The following is a 17,042-nucleotide window of genomic DNA, read 5'->3' on the forward strand; positions in this document are numbered from 1 at the left end:
GCCTATTTGCCAGCGGCAAGGTGGCTTGCAAAAAAAGGCGAACAGGCCCGGCGCATTGGCGCGCGTGCGGTTCGTCCCGTGTTCAGATTTGCCCCCCTACCCCGGCACGGCTCGTCGCAATTCCGATTCGCCCCGACGACGAGCGGTTGCACGCACCGCAGGAAGCGATTCTGCTGCGTGCGCATTGATCCGGGGCAGACACGTCGCTGCGAAAGGCTGCATGATGAGCATGATGAACGCCCGTTTTCCAACGTTGGGCCGCCGCATCGCGGGCTTTGCGCTGGGCGCCTTGGCCGCGCTTTCGCTGACGGCGCAGGCCGCCGCGCAGGATCTGGAAACCTTTGATCCTGATGCAGCCTACACCCAGCAGGACGGCGGTTCGGGGGTCGATGGCGATCTGGTAACGCCGCAGGCGCAACCTGCGCCGCCTCAGGCACCGCAGAACGATACGACGTTCAACAGTGAATTCGGAACTTACCCCGCCCCTGCTCCCTCCGTTCCCAATGACAGTGTCGCGCCTGTGACCACCGCAGCGCAAAACAGCGGACAGACTTATGGCGAGGATGACCTGATCGGCGCCGCAGAGGGCGTGTTTGGCAAAGGCGCCGAAGGTCTTGCCAAACTGATCGAAGACTTGCTGCAAAAGCAGGGCGAACCCAATGGCTACATCGTCGGGCGCGAAGCGGGCGGGGCCTTCATCGTCGGCGCCCGGTATGGTTCAGGTACGCTGCATCACAAGGTCGAAGGCACGCTGCCGGTGTACTGGACCGGGCCTTCGGTCGGTTTCGACATAGGCGCCAATGCTGCCAACACCTTTGTGCTGGTTTACAATCTTTACGACACCGAAGATCTTTATAAGCGGTTCCCGGCCGGGGAAGGGCAGGCCTATTTCGTCGGCGGGCTCAATGCGAGCTACCTGCGCCGCGGGGACGTTGTGCTTATCCCGATCCGGGTGGGTGCGGGTCTGCGGTTGGGCATCAATGCAGGGTACATGAAGTTCTCCAAGGAACAGAAGTGGTCGCCTTTCTGATCGGGTAAGGCGCGATCCTGGTTGCGATGATGCTCGCTCCGCGCCATGGCGCAGCACATGATGCTTGACCGACTCAGCCCGCAGGCGCCCGACGCCCTTCTCGCCCTGATCCGCCTCTACGCTGCCGATTCGCGCGACGACAAGATCGACCTTGGCGTGGGGGTCTATCGCACCGAAGACGGCGCCACCCCCGTCTTTGCCGCGATCAAGGCGGCCGAACAGGTGCTGGTCGACAAGCAGGAATCCAAATCCTATCTCGGGCCAGAGGGCGATCTTGGCTTCGTGAACGCGCTGATGCCCTATATCTTTGGCCGTGATGCGACGATGGGCGGGCGGATTACTGGGATGCAGACCCCGGGCGGAACCGGTGCTGTGCGCCTGGCGTTAGCGCTGGCATCAAAAGCGGGCGTACGCCGGGTTCACATGGGTGTTCCCAGCTGGCCCAACCACGCGCAGATCCTTGCCGATCTCGGGATGGAGCTGGTCGCCTTCGATCACGCCAACCCTGATGGCACGGCCAATCTTGATGCGGTGCTGGCTGCGATCAATGGGGCGGGCGACGACGAAGCTGTGCTGCTGCACGCATGCTGCCACAATCCCACCGGCATCGATTATACCGACGAACAATGGGCCAAAATTGCCGAGGCCTTTGCTGCAAGCGGCACCTTCCCGATCATCGATGCCGCGTATCAGGGGCTGGGGCAGGGAATGGACGAAGACGCCGCAGGGATGCGCACAGTGTTGGCCGCGGTGCCCGAAGCCTTCGTGGCTTATAGCTGCGACAAGAATTTCGGGCAGTACCGCGACCGTGTGGGCGCGTTCTACGTACTTGCCCAGGATCAGGCCACGCTCGACACGGCGTTTTCCAATGCCAACGCGCTGGCCCGTGCGGCGTGGTCGATGCCACCCGATCATGGCGGTGCGGCGGTTCGGATCATCCTGCGCGATCCCGACATGACCAAGGAATGGCTGGGCGAGCTTGACGATATGCGCGCCCGGATGCGCACGGTGCGCGATGCTCTGGCGAAGGCGGGCACCGCTGGTCGGATCGATTTGACCCCGCTCGGCTCGCAGAACGGCCTGTTTTCGATGCTTCCCATTACGAAGGAAGAGGTCGCGACCCTGCGTGAAGATCATGCCATTTACATGGCGGCGTCGGGCCGGATCAACATTGCCGGTCTTACCACGGCCAATCTGCCCAAATTCATCAACGCGCTTTCAGCGGTCGCTGTCTGATACAGTCGCATGCGTTCCCGCCAGCACGCGCTGGCGGTCCATACGCGCCGAAGGGGCAGGTCAGTTAGGCTGGCCGCGCATCGCGGCAAGGCTTTGCATCCGCTTCAGGTAACGCGCCAGAACGTCAATCTCCAGATTGACCCGGTCATCCCTGGCCAGCGCGCCCAAAGTGGTCACGGCGGCGGTGTGGGGAATGATGTTGAGCAGGAAATCGCACGTGCCATCGGGGCGGTCGCGCACGTCGTTGACGGTGAGCGACACGCCGTTGACCGTGATGGATCCTTTTTCCGCAACGAAGGGCGCCATGTCGGCGCGCGCGCGGATCGCGATCTGCCAGCTGCCTCCTTCTTGCGCCACCTTCACCACGTCGCCCACCGAATCGACATGGCCGGTCACGATATGTCCGCCCAGTTCATCCCCCAGACGCAGGCTGGGTTCGATATTGAGCTGCGCGCCCACGTTCCACATGCCGGGCACAGTCCGGCTGACACTTTCCCCGGACAGGTCAACATCGAACCAGGCATCGCCCTCGGTCCCGCCGCGTTCCACCACGGTCAGGCAGACGCCCGAGCAAGCGATCGAGGCGCCGATGTCGATCCGCGCCGGATCAAGCGGGGCGGCTATACGCAGGCGCAGATCGCCGCGCTGCTCGGCGGCGGCGATGGTGCCGATGGCGGTGACGATGCCGGTGAACATGCGGGGCGTTCCTTTCTAGTTTCGGACGCGCAGATAGGCGGTGAAGTGATCGCTGCCAAGCTGGCGGCTGTCGTGGATCCGCCAGCGCCCATGCGCGTCGGGCAGGCTGGTCAGCCCCACCGCACCAAGGCTGCGGCGACCTTCGCCAATCACGATAGGGGCGGTGTAGAGATGCAGTTCGTCGACCAGATCGGCGGCCACGAAGGCCGCGGCGGTTTGCGCGCCGCCTTCGACGTAAAGGTGCAGCACGCCGGAAAGATCGGCAATCGCTTCGGGTGCGGCAATCGCCGTGACACCGTCCGCCGGGGCTGCATTGCGGGTCAGCACGACCCGCTGCGGCGATCGGGCCTCCAGACCTGACAGGCGCACATCAAGGCGCGGATTATCGGTTCGCCATGTTGCTCCCCCGACCAGAATGGCATCGTGGCGTGCGCGCTGTGCATGCACATGGGCGCGGGCCGGTGCACCGGTGATCCACTGGCTGGTCCCGTCGGCAAGCGCGATGCAGCCGTCAAGTGAGGTCGCAAGCTTCAGCGTCACCCACGGGCGCCCCAGCCGCTGCCGCGTCAGAAACCCGGCAAGACTGGCGGCGGATACCGGATCATCCAGCAAACGTGTTGCAATCCCTGCGCCCTGCAACCGGGCAATTCCGCGGCCCGCGGTGCGCGGATCGGGATCGTGCTGGCCGATGACCACGCGAGCAGGGTTGGCGGCTACGATCAGGTCTGCGCAGGCGGGGCCGCGGGCTGATTGATGCGCGCAGGGTTCCAGCGTAACGTACAGCGTGCCATCGGCCAGTTGCGCAGGCGTCAGTCCTGCCAGCGCCGCAGCTTCAGCGTGCGGACGCCCGCCGGGCTGCGTCCACCCGCGTGCGACGATATGCGCGCGTTCGGTCAGGGCAGAGGCGACCACCAGCGCCGCAACACCGGGGTTAGGGCGCGAAAGCGGACGCGCGCGCGCCGCCATACGGGCGGCGGCGGCCATCCATTCGTGATCGTCGCGAGGCAGGCTTGCGGCTATCGCGGCGCGCTTTCGCCCGGACGCGGCGCGGCGGCTTCGGCAGCGCGTTCGGCTGCCGCTTCGCGTTCCATTGCTTCGACATCCATCCCTGCTGCCCGGCCCAGAGCCTTGTAGATATTGCGCTTGGCCTCGGCGATCCGCGCCTCTTCTGCGGCGCGCAGATCCTTCAGCTCCTGGTTGTCGATATTCTCAGCCGCGATTTCGGCATCGGTGCGGTTCGGGTCCAGCGTGGTGATGTACGTCACCTTGGGTCGTTCGGGCGCGCCATACTGGGTGCTATTGACCCCCCAATACAGCATCCCGGCTACAGGCAGGATCGACAGGGCAAGGATCGGCCAGCGATAGGGTTGAGGGCGCCGGATTTCGTTCCAGAAATCGGCAAAGCCGTTGACAGGGTTGAAGCGCGATTTGGAAAGCATGACTCAGATATAGGACGTGCAGGCGCGAACGCCAAATGCTTCGCGTCACCCAAAGCTGGTATACAGCCCGCGCCCGTGATCTTTCAGCCAGCGGTCGGCCACGGCGATGTCGCCTTCGAAGATGCGCGCCAGCAAGGCGTGGAACGCGGGCGAATGGTCGAAATGCACAAGGTGCGCGACTTCATGCGCGACCACCGAACGCCGCACATGATCGGGAGCCTGCACCAGACGCCAGTTGATCCGGATGCGCGCCTTGTCCGAACACGAACCCCAGCGGCGCAAAGCGCGGGTCAGGCCAATCGGTACCGGACCGAGCTGCGCAGCCGCGCAGTAATCGCGCATATCCGCCTCGGCCAGCCGCAGCGCTTCGGCTTCGAGCCAGCGGCGGATCCGCTGTTCAATCCCGTTGTCGGGCCCCCCGATCAGCAGGGTATCTCCTGCAACACCCGGACGGCGCGGTGCGGTCTTGTCCCATGCGACGATCAAACCCGCGCCGCGATAGCGCACCGTGCTGCCGGGGCCGGGCACCTGGCGCGGTGGCAGCTTGGACAGCTGATCAGCAAGCCAGTCCCTACGCGAATGCGCAAAGGCAAGCGCTTCGCGACTTTGCGCCCAAGCGGGCAAGCTGATGCGAACCTCGCTGCCATCGGGCGCCAGCCGCAGCGTCAGGCGCCGCGCATTGCGCAGGCGTTTGAGGACGATCGGCAGGCGTTGGTCGCCAAGATCAATATCGGTATCAAACGCAGGCCTTTCGGTGTCGCCGCGCAGCCAATCGATCATCACGCGTCCTTGCTGGACGATGCCGCGTCTTCGCGGATGGGCCAATCCCGCGGCGCGGGCCATTGCACGATGTGATGTTCCATCGGCCCCGCTTCGGTTTCGCTCACTACCCGGCCCGTGATGGAAACTCCCGCGCGGCTCACTGCATCGCGGTCGCCCGACAGCAGGTAATGCCAGCTGGGCAGGGGTTCACCATCGGCGCGCAGACGATAGGCGCAGGTCGCGGGCAGCCAGCTGACCTGTTCGACGATGCGCAGGGTCAGCCGCAGGCAATCGGGTACAAAAGCCTTGCGATTGCGATAATCGCTGCACTGCGCGGTGCGGGTGTCGAGCAGGCGGCAGGCGATGTTGGTGTCAAGGATTTCGCCGGTATCCTCATCTTCGATCTTGTGCAGGCAACAGCGCCCGCATCCATCACACAAGGCTTCCCATTCGGGCCGGGTAAGCGCGCCCAGCGGCAGCTCCCAGAACCGATCCCTCACTTCACCCACCGGTCCAGTTCCGCTGCAACCGCATCAGGGCCCTGATCGACGGGCAGCGTCGCAAGCGGCTGGCCTTCGGGGCCGAACAGATAAACGATATTGGAATGATCAACCAAATAGCCGCCGCCGTTCACCTGTTCGCCCTTGGCATAAAACACCTTGAACGTCTTGGCAGCCGCGGCGATCTGATCGGGCGTGCCGGTAAGGCCAATGATATCTGGCGAAAAGGCCGCGGCGAATTCCCCAACCACGGCAGGCGTATCGCGTTCCGGATCGATCGAAATGAAGATCGGCTGGATCATCGCTGCCTTGGCCGGATCGCTGGCCTTGAGCACCTTCAGACCCTGCGCGACGCGCTGCATATCGGTGGGGCAGACATCGGGGCAGAAGGCGTAACCGAAATAGACGATGCGGTATTTGCCGGCAAAATCATCCCAGCGCACGGTTTGCCCCGCGCTTCCGGTGAGCGCGAAATCACCGCCGATCGCTGCGCCAGCCAGCGGCGGTTCCTCAACCGGCGCGGCGGCGCTGCACCCTGCCAGAACCATTGCACCGGCAAGCAGAAGGATACGAAGGGGGGAGGGGTTGTTGATCTGGTTCATGCTCTGCTAACTGGTTGCTTGCGACAGGCGCAGCGGCTGCGAAAAGGCTCGCCCCGCGCCCATGGGCACACAAGATTGTGTGACAGGAAATGCGAAAGGATCAAACCGTGGCTTCTGACGTTTTGCGCAAATTAGGGCCTTGGCGCAGGATTGCCAGTGCGATCACACCGCTTCTTGCGTTGTCGCTGGCGGTTCCTGCCAGTGCACAGTTCCAGTCCGAAGGATTCCAGTTCCTTGAAGCGGTCAAGGAACGTGAAGGCGATGCGGCGATGGATATGCTCAACAAGCCGGGCACGCAGATCGTCAACACCCGTGACATCACCAGCGGTGATACGGCGCTGCACCTGGTTGTGGCGCGCACCGATGTGGTGTGGATACGCTTCCTGTTGCAGCGCGGCGCTGATCCGAACATTCGCAATCGCAAGGGCATATCGCCGCTGCAACTGGCGACCGCGATGGGCTTTGTCGACGGGGCCGAGGCGCTGATAAAGGGCGGCGCAAGCGTCAATGTTTCCGACCAGACAGGCGAAACCCCGCTGATCGCGGCGGTGCATTCACGCGATGTCGCCATGGTGCGGTTGCTGCTGCAAAAGGGCGCTGACCCCGATCACAACGACAATTCGGGCCGTTCAGCCCGCGATTACATGGAATTGATGAGCGGAAATACGCTGATGCAGCAGGAATTCACCGATGCCGACGCCAAACGCGCCGAAACGGGAACCAAGCGCGAATACGGGCCTTCCTTCTGATATGAACCAGACACACCATTTCGCCGATCTCACGCTTGATGAACTGCGCGTCGCGCTTGCGCCGGATATTGCCGCCTCGGCGATCTTCGATGGCTGGAACGAAACCGCATTGGTTGCGGCCGCTGACATGGCGGGCTGTGACATCGATGTGGCGCGGCTGGCCTTTCCGGGCGCACGGCCGATGGACATGATTGAGGCGTGGATTGCCTCGGTCGATCAGGCGATGGAGACTGAATGGCCGGCCGAACGGCTCGCTACGCTGAAAATTCGCGAACGCATCCGCGTGCTTGTGGCCTTCCGGCTCGATGCCGTTGCGCATATCGACGAAGCCGTGCGCCGGGCGCTGGCGATCATGGCGCAGCCGCAGAACGCTGCCCGGTCGCTGAAACTGGGCTGGCATTCGGCGGATATCATGTGGCGGCTCGCCGGTGATACTGCGACCGATTACAACCACTACACCAAGCGTGCGATCCTGGCGGGTATCTATTCGGCGACGCTGGCAGTGTTCGTGAACGACGATAGCGAAGGCAAGGCGGACACCCATGCGTTTCTCGAACGGCGCATCGATGGCGTGATGAAATTTGAAAAGGTCAAAGCGCAACTGGTGGGCAGGGACCGCGAACTCCCCAGCCTGACACGCTTTCTGGGACGGCTGCGTTACCCGGCGCGTTGAATCGGGGATAGGAACCCACCCCCTTGTCGTCTCCATCGCTTTCATGTCCTATGGAGCATGCCAGATTCGCGCTGCGGCGTGGGCAGATTTCAGACGGGAAGGGACGTTTCAATGGCGGGTTCGCTCAATAAGGTTATGCTGATTGGCAATCTCGGGGCTGACCCGGAGATTCGCAGCTTCCAGAACGGCGGCAAGGTCGCCAACCTGCGCATCGCCACGTCCGAACAGTGGAAGGACAAGAACACCGGCGAGCGCAAGGAAAAGACCGAATGGCACACGGTCGCGATCTTTTCCGAAGGTCTGGTGAGCGTGGTGGAACGCTACCTCAAGAAAGGCAGCAAGGTCTTTGTCGAAGGCAAGCTGCAGACCCGTAAATGGCAGGACCAGAACGGCCAGGACCGTTACAGCACCGAAATCGTGATTCAGGGCCTTGGCGGGACGCTTACCATGCTTGATGGCGCATCGGGCGGCGGCGGTATGGGTGGCGGTGGCAGCAGCGGCGGTCGTTCAGGCGGTGGTTACGGCAGCGGCGCTGGCGCCGGCGGAGGCGGCTGGGATCAGGGCGGTAGCTCCGGATCCGGCGGCGCGTCAGGCGGGGGCTTTGGCGGCAGCACATCCGGCGGCAACAGCGGCGGCTATGATGACCTGGACGACGATATCCCGTTCTGATCGCGGACGCAGGTTAGGCCGGATTTTCGCTAAGAGCGAATGCCAGAAAAGGGCAGCAACGGGTTCATCGCGTAACTTTTGCGCCGAGCGATATCGTGTCAGATCGACGAAAACCGTTCGATATCCTTGATCCGGCCTGACACCACCAGTTCATCATGGGGGAAGATGATCGTGTCGGGGACAGCGTGGATGAAGGCCTGACCGGTGCGTTTCACACCCACCACGGTCACATCGTATTTCTTGCGGCACGCGCTTGTGATCAGCGGCAGGCCGACAATCGGTTCGGGCGCGCAAAGACGCGCAATGGCGAATTCATCGTCGAAGGCAATAAAATCGAGCAGTCGTTCGTTGAGCAGATGCGCGACACGTTCCCCCATACGCTGTTCGGGAAATACGACGTGAGTCGCGCCAATGCGTTCGAGGATGCGGGCGTGCTTGGCATTGCTCGCTTTGGCCCAGATATTCGTAAGCCCCAGATCGGCGAGCGCCAGCACCGTCAGCACGCTGGCTTCAATATCGGTGCCGATGGCAACCACCGCAGCCTCGAAATCGGAAACCCCCAATTGCTTCAGCGTTTCGCCATCCGTGCAATCCGCTTCAACGACCTTTGTCAGGTCTGCGGCATATTCCTGCACCAGATGCGGATCGCTATCAACGCCCAGCACTTCGCTGCCCATGCTGTTGAGCGTGCGAGCAACCGCGCCGCCGAAGCGGCCCAGGCCGACCACCAGAACGGGTTTGCGCTTGTCAGCCGACAATGAGATTCTCCTTCGGATAACGATAGGGCCGCACAGGCCGTCCGACAGCAAGCGCGGTGGCAACAGTGATGGTTCCCACGCGGCCGATGAACATCAGCAGCACGATCACCACCTGCCCAGATGGCGGCAGATCGGCAGTGATTCCCGTGGACATGCCCACGGTGGAAAAGGCCGATATGCATTCAAACAGGATTTCCGGAAGCGCAAGCGTTGTGATCGAGGCGATGTAAGTCGTTGCAGCAAAGATCAGGCTGGCCGCCAGCACTGTCACTGTCAAAGCCTGCCTTTCAACTTCGCTGCCAAAGCGGCGATTGAACAAGCCGGCGTCGCGGCGGCCTAATACCTCAGACAGCACGATCGCAAACAGCACGACGAAGGTGGTCACTTTGATGCCGCCCGCCGTGCCCGCGCTGCCGCCGCCGATGAACATCAGCAGATAATTGACCATCAGCGTCTGATCGTGAAACGCGCCGACATCGATACTGTTGAACCCTGCGGTGCGCGGCATCACCGAATGGAACGCAGCGTTAAGCATTTTGCGTCCCACACTCATCGGCCCCAGTGTTCCGTCATTGGTCCATTCCATTGCCAGGATTGCGGCGAAACCGATCACCAGCAGGGCCACTGTGCCATAGACTGTGACTTTGGAATGCAGCGACCAGCGTTTCCACGCGAACCGCTTGTCGCGCACATCCTGCATCACCGGAAAGCCCAGCGCGCTCAGGATTACAGCCAGCATGATCGGCACAAGGATCACCGGGTCGGAATTATAGCCCATCACGCTGTCCGCGTGCGTGGAAAAACCGGCATTGTTAAAGGCGCTGACCGAATGGAACACGCCGTGCCACAGCGCGCTGGCCACGCTCATATCGTAGCTCGCCATCATCCGCAGCGCGAGGATTGCGGCCACCACTGCCTCGACCGCGATTGTGATGGCGAACACCAGCTTGAGCACGGACAGGGCATCGCCGGTTTCCAGCCGCCCGCGTTCAACCTGTGTTGCCATGTGATCGTGCAGGCCGAAGCCGCGACCGGCGATCAGCCCGAAAAGGGTTGCCGCGGTCATGATCCCAAGGCCGCCGATTTGAAACATCAGCAAGATGGCGACTTGTCCGAATGGGGGCCAGAAGCTGCCGGTATCGACCACAACCAACCCGGTCACGGCGACTGCCGATGTGGCGGTGAACATGGCTGTAAGAAACGGAGCGCGGACCCCGTCGGCCGTCGCCATTGGCAGGCAGAGCACCGCGGTTCCCAAGGCGATCGCGATGAGAAACAGACTCGGCACCAGCCGGATCGGATTGCGCAGCAGTTTCATGAACGCGCATTGCCGATGAAACGTTCGGGCGGCAACCGCCTGATGAAGTCAACCGATCCGGCGCGGCAACATCTCACCCTCATCCGGTCATCCGCGCCAACCATTACCTCGTCTGGAAACGGACGCTGCGTTCAACCGCGCTTCAGCCCTGCGAGCAGCGCGGCGAGGGGGCCATCCTGTTCGCCTTCCTTCACGATGCCCGCGGCCCTGCGCGCCGCATCGGCGTTGGGGCCTTCGGCATAGGGATCGATGGCCAGACCCAGCGTTTGTGCAATGGCCTCCCCCAGATCGAACATGTCGCCTGAAAACTCGATTTCGTCACAGTCATCGGCTTCCAGCTCGATTTCGGCATCGTCGGGGGATGGGCGGGCATCGCTTTCGACAAAGCGCAGATCGACAGGCTCGTCGATCGTGACCGGGAAATCTTCACCGCTGATGGCGCAGGGTTGCTGGATCGCGGCTGTCAGGCGACCGGTGGCGCGGATCGCGCGGGGTTTCTGTTCCAGACGGACATCAGCGCGCAGATGGTCAACCGCGCCAAGGCCGAACCGCTTTGCCAGCGCAAGCCGTTCTGCTGCGGTCGCTTCGATCGCCATAGGCTCTCCCGATAGCGGCCGGGCTTTGATCATGCGGCTCAATTCCGAAGGGGGCAGGGGCGTATTCACCAGATTGCACTCGCTTTCAGCATCTCTTCATCCGAAAAGCGGCCCAGCCGCTCATACAGCTTCATGATCCGCGTCGCCACGGCACGGGCGCTGGCCGCTTCGTCGACATGCGCGGCAAAGGTGACGTTGCGCTGGATGGCGCCGGTCAGCTTGTCCATATCGCCTGCGTTGAGCGCGCTGCGATACGCGCCAAGCCGTCCGCCCAGCACGCTCATCAGCTTGCCGATGCGTTTGCCTACCACCACGTCGTTCACCCCGAATTCGCGTAGCTGGCCATCCATGTCCTCGACAAACAGTTCCGCCAGCAACGCGCTTTCGGCGCGCAGTTGCGATGCCTCGATCCGGACCATGACCGTGCTGAGCACCGCAGTGATCATGTCGAACCGGCCAGCAATCGAATCCGCGACGCCGCATTCGGTGTAATAGGCGGTATCGCGGGCAAGCTCGATCACCCGGTGCCACAAAGGCCGCACGTTTTCTCGCGGGTCAGGGGCCGTGCCGAGCAGGCGGGAGAGGAAGGACATGGAAGCGAAGCCTTTCGCACGATTATCGGGTGGTGTCGGCGCCCGTAAGCGCGCAATCATCTTACGCCAACGCATGAAGCGCGGATGCGTTCAACCGCCATTCAAGCCGCCTTCGCCAACCGCATTGCCATATGGTGCGTTGCAAGCTTGCGCCTAGCCCCTTAAAGCACCTCGCCCAAGGGACAAATGCGCAACGTGCGCGCGATTGCAAGACGGGATTGAGACGGTTTGGCGCAGATGAACGCGAATTTGAACGGGCCTGCCACAGGCAAGACGCGGTGGGCCAAGCTGCGCACGGCGATGCTGCTGGTCGGTGTGGCGGCGGCTTTGCCCGCGTGTTCGGCGATCCGCGAATCACGCGGCTACATCGTTGATCCGGTGCTGACCGGTGCGATCCAGCCGAGGATCGACAACCAGCAATCGGTCGAAGGCACGCTGGGCCGGCCGACATTTGTCAGCCAGTATGGCACCCCGACCTGGTTTTACGTGTCGAGCATCACCGGCCAGCGCCCTTTCAGCCGACCCAAGATCAAAGAACATTCTGTCCTGGCGGTGACCTTCGATGATGCGGGCCGGGTTGTCGATGTGAAACGCAGCGGTGTCGATCAGGTCGTGTTCCTCGATCCCAATGGCGACAAGACGCCCACGCTAGGGCGGGAACGCGGGTTTTTGCAGGATCTGTTCGGCAATATCGGGCAGGTTGGCGGGGCTGGTCTGGGCGCAGGCGGTCCTGGCGCCGGGCCCTAATCGGTTGATGGCAATGCGCGCTTGATCCTGCGCGATTGCGCGCCATATCTGGCGGCATGACTAGCGAACAATCCAGCCACGGCCTTGTCCAGTGGCATGGCACCACCATCATCGGCGTGCGCCGGGCCGGCAAGACCGTTATCGCAGGTGACGGTCAGGTATCGATGGGCAACACCGTGATGAAGCCCAACGCGCGCAAGGTGCGCCGCATTGGCGATGGCAGCGTCATCGCCGGGTTTGCCGGAGCCACCGCAGACGCATTCACCCTGTTTGAGCGGCTTGAAAAGAAACTCGAACAATATTCGGGCCAGCTTATGCGCGCCAGTGTCGAGCTGGCAAAGGATTGGCGCACCGACAAGTTCCTGCGCAATCTGGAAGCGTTGATGATCGTTGCCGATCACGACATACTTCTGGTGCTGACTGGCAATGGCGATGTGCTGGAACCTATCGGCGAAATCGCGGCGATCGGATCAGGCGGAAACTTTGCTCTGGCCGCGGCCCGCGCAATTGCGGATTACGAACAGGACGCCGAAACCATTGCGCGCAAGGCCATGGCCGTCGCTGCGGATATCTGTGTCTTTACCAACGGCAATTTGACGGTCGAGACGGTTTAGCCGTATCGCGGCCCTCAACAGCGCCGCGGGTTGTTGACGGTATCTGTGCTCCGGCCGGTTCTGGCATCCGGCGGTATGAGCTATGCCGTCTATCTGCTCCGCTTGCCGATTGGCGTGGTTCGGGCTGTGGTTGCGGGGCTGCCTGCCATTCTTTGATCCCGGGCCATGAGATTACCTCGTCAGCGGGGTGATTGTGACCTTTGCGACAAGCTGGTTTGTCTTTCTATGGATCGAACGCCCAATGACCGCGGCCTTGAACCGGCTGGTGCGCTCGCCACATGGAAGGCAACAGACAGTCTGAAACGGATATCATGGATACCACATCTCCCAAGTCGCTTACCCCCAAAGCCATCGTCGCCGCGCTCGACGAACATATTATCGGTCAGGCTGATGCGAAGCGGGCGGTTGCCGTGGCGCTTCGCAATCGCTGGCGGCGCCAGCGGCTGGGCGCTGATCTGCGTGATGAGGTAACGCCCAAGAACATTCTGATGATCGGCCCCACGGGCTGCGGCAAGACTGAAATCAGCCGCCGGCTGGCCAAGCTGGCCGAAGCCCCTTTCATCAAGGTGGAAGCGACCAAGTTCACCGAAGTCGGTTACGTCGGGCGCGATGTCGAACAGATTGCCCGCGATCTGGTTGAAGATGCCATTCGGCTGGAGAAGGAACGCCGCCGCGACGCCGTGCGCGAAGCGGCATCCGAAGCCGCAATGGACCGTTTGCTCAACGCGTTGGTGGGCGACAACGCGTCAGAGGCTACCCGTGCCAGTTTCCGTCAGCGCATCACGCAGAACGCGATGAACGATGTCGAAGTCGAAATCGAAGTGCGCGACAGTCCGGCGGCGCCGTTCGACATGGGCAACATGGGCGGCCAGATGGGGATGATCGACCTCAGTGACATGATGGGCAAGGCCTTGGGCCGCAAGAACACGCGGCGCCAGAAGCTGCGCGTGCCCGATGCCTGGGATCGTCTGGTCGATGAAGAAGCCGACAAGCGGCTGGATCAGGACGATGTTGCCCGCGCCGCGCTCCACAACGCCGAAACGAACGGGATCGTCTTCCTCGACGAAATCGACAAGATTGCGGTCAGCGACGTGCGCGGCGGCAGCGTCAGCCGCGAAGGTGTCCAGCGGGATCTGCTCCCCTTGATCGAAGGCACCACGGTGGCGACCAAGCATGGACCGATGAAGACCGACCACGTGCTGTTCATCGCCAGCGGGGCGTTTCATGTGGCCAAGCCTTCGGACATGCTGCCGGAACTTCAGGGCCGTTTGCCGATCCGGGTTGAACTGCGCGCTCTGACCGAGGCGGATTTTGTGCGAATCCTGTCGGAAACCCGCGCCAATCTGGTTGCGCAGTACACCGCACTTCTCGCTACCGAGCAGGTGACGCTCGAATTTGCGGATGATGCCGTGCCTGAAATCGCGCGGATCGCTGCGCAGGTGAATGCCACGGTTGAAAACATAGGCGCGCGGCGTTTGCAGACGGTGATGGAACGCTTGCTCGAAGATATCAGTTTCGAGGCTGAAAACCATACGGGCGAAACGATCACCATCGATGCCGCATATGTGAAGGCGCGGCTGGAAGGGCTGGCGGGCAATACCGATCTCAGCAAGTACATCCTTTAGGCAGCGCAGCTCCGCGGAGACTGGTTCGGCGATGCTCTGCCAACGCCGCGGGCTGAGCGCGATTGTGTCAGATGTGCAAAAGACCCGCACGCCACATCAGGTACGCGTGCTTTCCTACTCTGATTGCGGCGGGCAGGCTTGCTGCGATGATCGCGCTTTCGCTGCCCGTTTTGCCCGCTGTGTCCTCGGCACCGCATGGGGCGCAAAGTTTCTCTCCTTGGACAGTGTCTCAAGTGTCTCCTACATCGTTACCTGCTCGGCGGTTCGGGCATCGGCGGGCGTGGGTTCATCGCGGCGCTCATTGGCCTGGCGTGCCCACATTTCGGCATAAAGCCCGGCGTGTTTCAGCAGCGAGGCATGATCCCCGCTTTCGACCAGGCGGCCCTGATCCAGCACGAGGATATTGTCGGCATCGGCAATCGTCGAAAGGCGGTGCGCGATCGCGATTGTGGTGCGGCCTTCGGCAATCCGATGCAGCGTTGCCAGGATCGCCTGTTCGGTGCGCGAATTGAGCGCGCTCGTCGCTTCGTCGAGCAACAGGATTGGCGGGTTCTTCACCAGCGTACGGGCTATCGCGACCCGCTGCTTTTCGCCGCCCGAAAGCTTCAGCCCGCGTTCGCCCACCATGGTGTCGTACCGATCAGGCAGACGTTCGATCAGCGGCGTCAGTGCGGCATCACGCGCGGCCTGCTCGACCCGCGTCTGGTCTGCGCCTTCCGCGCCATAGGCAATGTTGTAGGCGAGGCTTTCGTTGAACAACACCGAATCCTGCGGAACGATGCCGATCGCAGCGCGCACGCTTTCCTGCGTGACATTGGCAATATCCTCGCCGCCGACGAGGACCCGGCCTGAAAGGGGGTCATAAAACCGGAACAAAAGCCGTCCGATCGTGCTCTTGCCCGCGCCCGATGGTCCGACGATGGCGGTGGTGGTTCCGGCCGGCACTTCAAAACTCAGTCCGTTCAGGATCGTGCGGCCGGGGTCATAGCCGAAGGTGACATTGTCGAAGGCTACGGTCGGCGTCCGCACCATCAGCGCAGGGGCGGACGGCTTGTCCTTCACCTCGATATCGGTGTCGATCAGGCGGAACATCTCGCCCATGTCGATCAGCCCCTGCCGTATGGTGCGATAGACCCAGCCCAGCACGTCGAGCGGGCGGAACAGCTGGATCAGCAGCGAATTGACCAGCACCAGATCGCCGACAGTCATCGCACCGGTGCTCCAGCCCCACACGGTGTAGGCCATTGCGGCGCCAACCAGCGCGTTGGTGATGACCGACTGCGCCATGTTCAGAAGGCCGACCGAGTTCTCGGACTTCACCGCCGCTTCGGCATAGGCCCGGGCGGCCTGTGCATAACGCGCTTCTTCGCGAGCCTCCGCACCGAAATACTTCACCGTCTCGTAGTTCAGCAGGGAATCAACCGCACGGTGCAGGGCCTTGCCATCGAGATCGTTCATCTCGCGGCGCAGCTTGGTGCGCCATTCGGTAATCGCACGCGTTATCCAGACATAGGCGACCACCGTTACAGACGTAGCGGCGACCAGCTCGATCCCGAAATTGATATAGAAAATGATCCCGACAGCGATAAGCTCGAATATCGTCGGTGCGATGTTGAAAAGAAGGAAGTAGAGCATTTGGTCGATGCTCTTTGTCCCGCGCTCGATGATCTTCGTAACCTCGCCAGTGCGCCGCGCGAGATGGAAGCGAAGCGACAGACGATGAAGGCGGTGAAACACGTCTTCGGCAAGATGCAGCGTCGCAACTTGCCCCACCCGCTCGAAGGCGATGTTGCGAAGATTGTCGAATGCGACTGAAGTGAAACGGCCCAGCGCGTAGGCGGCAACCAGTACCAGCGCGACGGTGGCGCCGTCACTCGTGGCAATGGCGCCAGCTTGCGACATCGCATCCACAGCACCCTTATACGCAAAGGGTAGCGCAAGCGTGACACCCTTTGCTGCCAGCACCAGCGTCATCGCTACGGCAATCCGTATCCGAAGACCGGCGTTATCCTTGGGCCACAGATAAGGAAGAAAGCGCCGAAGCGACGCCCAGCTTTCGACGTCACGCGGACGCGCAGACTTGGTGGCAGGGTCGGTCGGCGTGGCGGTCTCTGGGGGCATGTGCAGGATGTGGGCGTAACAGCGCTTGTTCGCAAGGCAGCGGGCGTCGGGGAACGTCAGACGGCGAGCCGCGAGTCTATTCGGGCTGGATAGGCTTCCGGGAACATTTGCGAGGGCCGCGAATTCTTACATCACATAGCTACCTCCACAGAATCACGTGGCGGGCTCTGTCGGACGGAGCAGATCGAAGCAAATTGGGGCGTGATTCCCCTTATTCTGGCGCATTGTCGCAATCCTGCCTCTTGCTTGGTGTGCGCTGATTTCACGAAAACGTCAGCATAAAATGGCGGTTTTCCGACGTTTCTGGGCATGAG

At 62.2% G+C, this 17,042-nt stretch carries 19 protein-coding genes; 8 read left to right on the forward strand and 11 right to left on the reverse strand.

The window, feature by feature from the left end; all coding sequences use genetic code 11:
- Window positions 1–223: 223 nt before the first annotated feature.
- Entirely contained in the window at window positions 224–1,030 is an 807-nt protein-coding gene (locus tag SJY33_RS14410; protein ID WP_379923470.1) for a DUF1134 domain-containing protein, read from the forward strand.
- Between the two features lie 60 nt (window positions 1,031–1,090).
- Window positions 1,091–2,266, forward strand: a complete 1,176-nt coding sequence (locus SJY33_RS14415) for an aromatic amino acid transaminase (protein WP_379923605.1) — start codon at window positions 1,091–1,093, stop codon at window positions 2,264–2,266.
- Between the two features lie 60 nt (window positions 2,267–2,326).
- Here the strand turns inward: SJY33_RS14415 and SJY33_RS14420 are convergent, their stop codons facing one another.
- Genes SJY33_RS14420 through SJY33_RS14445 form a run of 6 tightly spaced genes read right to left on the reverse strand, consistent with a single transcriptional unit; the run spans window position 2,327 to window position 6,265 of the window.
- Complete coding sequence (locus tag SJY33_RS14420; RefSeq protein ID WP_379923471.1) at window positions 2,327–2,962, reverse strand: riboflavin synthase; 636 nt, start codon at window positions 2,960–2,962, stop codon at window positions 2,327–2,329.
- 15 nt (window positions 2,963–2,977) lie between these two features.
- Window positions 2,978–3,970: a bifunctional diaminohydroxyphosphoribosylaminopyrimidine deaminase/5-amino-6-(5-phosphoribosylamino)uracil reductase RibD gene (ribD, locus tag SJY33_RS14425; RefSeq protein WP_379923606.1), complete on the reverse strand. Its 993-nt coding sequence runs from the start codon at window positions 3,968–3,970 to the stop codon at window positions 2,978–2,980.
- 8 nt (window positions 3,971–3,978) lie between these two features.
- Window positions 3,979–4,401, reverse strand: a complete 423-nt coding sequence (locus tag SJY33_RS14430; protein ID WP_379923472.1) for a hypothetical protein — start codon at window positions 4,399–4,401, stop codon at window positions 3,979–3,981.
- A gap of 45 nt (window positions 4,402–4,446) precedes the next feature.
- Window positions 4,447–5,181 carry a M48 family metallopeptidase gene (locus SJY33_RS14435; RefSeq protein ID WP_379923473.1) on the reverse strand — a complete coding sequence of 245 codons (735 nt, stop codon included), beginning with the start codon at window positions 5,179–5,181 and terminating at the stop codon, window positions 4,447–4,449.
- Window positions 5,181–5,672 carry a YcgN family cysteine cluster protein gene (locus SJY33_RS14440; protein ID WP_379923474.1) on the reverse strand — a complete coding sequence of 164 codons (492 nt, stop codon included), beginning with the start codon at window positions 5,670–5,672 and terminating at the stop codon, window positions 5,181–5,183. The genes SJY33_RS14435 and SJY33_RS14440 overlap by 1 nt, the downstream gene beginning before the upstream one ends.
- Window positions 5,660–6,265: an SCO family protein gene (locus SJY33_RS14445; RefSeq protein WP_379923475.1), complete on the reverse strand. Its 606-nt coding sequence runs from the start codon at window positions 6,263–6,265 to the stop codon at window positions 5,660–5,662. Before SJY33_RS14445 ends, SJY33_RS14440 begins: the two co-directional genes overlap by 13 nt.
- 107 nt (window positions 6,266–6,372) lie before the next feature.
- Between SJY33_RS14445 and SJY33_RS14450 the strand changes: the two genes are divergently transcribed.
- From SJY33_RS14450 to ssb, 3 genes are all read left to right on the forward strand, one after another.
- Window positions 6,373–7,014 carry an ankyrin repeat domain-containing protein gene (locus SJY33_RS14450; RefSeq protein WP_379923476.1) on the forward strand — a complete coding sequence of 214 codons (642 nt, stop codon included), beginning with the start codon at window positions 6,373–6,375 and terminating at the stop codon, window positions 7,012–7,014.
- 1 nt (window position 7,015) lies between these two features.
- Window positions 7,016–7,687, forward strand: a complete 672-nt coding sequence (locus tag SJY33_RS14455; RefSeq protein ID WP_379923477.1) for a COQ9 family protein — start codon at window positions 7,016–7,018, stop codon at window positions 7,685–7,687.
- 111 nt (window positions 7,688–7,798) lie between these two features.
- Entirely contained in the window at window positions 7,799–8,356 is a 558-nt protein-coding gene (gene ssb / locus SJY33_RS14460; protein WP_379923478.1) for a single-stranded DNA-binding protein, read from the forward strand.
- A gap of 98 nt (window positions 8,357–8,454) precedes the next feature.
- Here the strand turns inward: ssb and SJY33_RS14465 are convergent, their stop codons facing one another.
- The 4 genes from SJY33_RS14465 to SJY33_RS14480 form a co-directional block, all read right to left on the reverse strand.
- The gene (locus tag SJY33_RS14465; protein ID WP_379923479.1) at window positions 8,455–9,114 is read right to left on the reverse strand and encodes a potassium channel family protein; all 660 of its coding nucleotides are present in this window, start codon (window positions 9,112–9,114) and stop codon (window positions 8,455–8,457) included.
- Window positions 9,104–10,432, reverse strand: coding sequence for a TrkH family potassium uptake protein (locus SJY33_RS14470; RefSeq protein ID WP_379923480.1), 1,329 nt, complete (start codon window positions 10,430–10,432; stop codon window positions 9,104–9,106). The genes SJY33_RS14465 and SJY33_RS14470 overlap by 11 nt, the downstream gene beginning before the upstream one ends.
- 131 nt (window positions 10,433–10,563) lie before the next feature.
- Entirely contained in the window at window positions 10,564–11,061 is a 498-nt protein-coding gene (locus SJY33_RS14475; RefSeq protein ID WP_379923607.1) for a YceD family protein, read from the reverse strand.
- A 32-nt stretch (window positions 11,062–11,093) separates the two neighbouring features.
- Window positions 11,094–11,621 (reverse strand): ubiquinol-cytochrome C chaperone family protein, encoded by a 528-nt coding sequence (locus tag SJY33_RS14480; protein WP_379923481.1) that lies wholly within the window; start codon window positions 11,619–11,621, stop codon window positions 11,094–11,096.
- 300 nt (window positions 11,622–11,921) lie between these two features.
- Here SJY33_RS14480 and SJY33_RS14485 point away from each other — a divergent pair, with 300 nt between their 5' ends.
- From SJY33_RS14485 to hslU, 3 genes are all read left to right on the forward strand, one after another.
- A complete protein-coding gene (locus tag SJY33_RS14485) occupies window positions 11,922–12,368 on the forward strand; it encodes an outer membrane protein assembly factor BamE (RefSeq protein WP_379923608.1) in 447 nt (148 codons plus the stop codon).
- Between the two features lie 56 nt (window positions 12,369–12,424).
- Window positions 12,425–12,982, forward strand: a complete 558-nt coding sequence (gene hslV / locus SJY33_RS14490; RefSeq protein WP_379923482.1) for an ATP-dependent protease subunit HslV — start codon at window positions 12,425–12,427, stop codon at window positions 12,980–12,982.
- 311 nt (window positions 12,983–13,293) lie between these two features.
- Window positions 13,294–14,607 (forward strand): ATP-dependent protease ATPase subunit HslU, encoded by a 1,314-nt coding sequence (gene hslU / locus SJY33_RS14495; protein WP_379923483.1) that lies wholly within the window; start codon window positions 13,294–13,296, stop codon window positions 14,605–14,607.
- A gap of 240 nt (window positions 14,608–14,847) precedes the next feature.
- Here hslU and SJY33_RS14500 read toward each other — a convergent pair whose 3' ends face one another.
- Complete coding sequence (locus SJY33_RS14500; protein WP_379923484.1) at window positions 14,848–16,728, reverse strand: ABCB family ABC transporter ATP-binding protein/permease; 1,881 nt, start codon at window positions 16,726–16,728, stop codon at window positions 14,848–14,850.
- Window positions 16,729–17,042: the final 314 nt, after the last annotated feature.

The sequence above is a fragment of the Erythrobacter sp. R86502 genome, from assembly GCF_042466465.1.
In the GTDB taxonomy this organism is placed as follows: Bacteria; Pseudomonadota; Alphaproteobacteria; order Sphingomonadales; family Sphingomonadaceae; genus Erythrobacter.

Coding starts and splice junctions, on each gene's coding strand:
- SJY33_RS14410 (WP_379923470.1), top strand. CDS start 224: ATGAGCATGATGAACGCCCGTTTTCCAACGTTGGGCCGCCGCATCGCG.
- SJY33_RS14415 (WP_379923605.1), top strand. CDS start 1,091: ATGCTTGACCGACTCAGCCCGCAGGCGCCCGACGCCCTTCTCGCCCTG.
- SJY33_RS14420 (WP_379923471.1), bottom strand. CDS start 2,962: ATGTTCACCGGCATCGTCACCGCCATCGGCACCATCGCCGCCGCCGAG.
- SJY33_RS14430 (WP_379923472.1), bottom strand. CDS start 4,401: ATGCTTTCCAAATCGCGCTTCAACCCTGTCAACGGCTTTGCCGATTTC.
- SJY33_RS14435 (WP_379923473.1), bottom strand. CDS start 5,181: ATGATCGATTGGCTGCGCGGCGACACCGAAAGGCCTGCGTTTGATACC.
- SJY33_RS14445 (WP_379923475.1), bottom strand. CDS start 6,265: ATGAACCAGATCAACAACCCCTCCCCCCTTCGTATCCTTCTGCTTGCC.
- SJY33_RS14455 (WP_379923477.1), top strand. CDS start 7,016: ATGAACCAGACACACCATTTCGCCGATCTCACGCTTGATGAACTGCGC.
- ssb (WP_379923478.1), top strand. CDS start 7,799: ATGGCGGGTTCGCTCAATAAGGTTATGCTGATTGGCAATCTCGGGGCT.
- SJY33_RS14470 (WP_379923480.1), bottom strand. CDS start 10,432: ATGAAACTGCTGCGCAATCCGATCCGGCTGGTGCCGAGTCTGTTTCTC.
- SJY33_RS14475 (WP_379923607.1), bottom strand. CDS start 11,061: ATGATCAAAGCCCGGCCGCTATCGGGAGAGCCTATGGCGATCGAAGCG.
- SJY33_RS14480 (WP_379923481.1), bottom strand. CDS start 11,621: ATGTCCTTCCTCTCCCGCCTGCTCGGCACGGCCCCTGACCCGCGAGAA.
- SJY33_RS14485 (WP_379923608.1), top strand. CDS start 11,922: ATGCTGCTGGTCGGTGTGGCGGCGGCTTTGCCCGCGTGTTCGGCGATC.
- hslV (WP_379923482.1), top strand. CDS start 12,425: ATGACTAGCGAACAATCCAGCCACGGCCTTGTCCAGTGGCATGGCACC.
- hslU (WP_379923483.1), top strand. CDS start 13,294: ATGGATACCACATCTCCCAAGTCGCTTACCCCCAAAGCCATCGTCGCC.
- SJY33_RS14500 (WP_379923484.1), bottom strand. CDS start 16,728: ATGCCCCCAGAGACCGCCACGCCGACCGACCCTGCCACCAAGTCTGCG.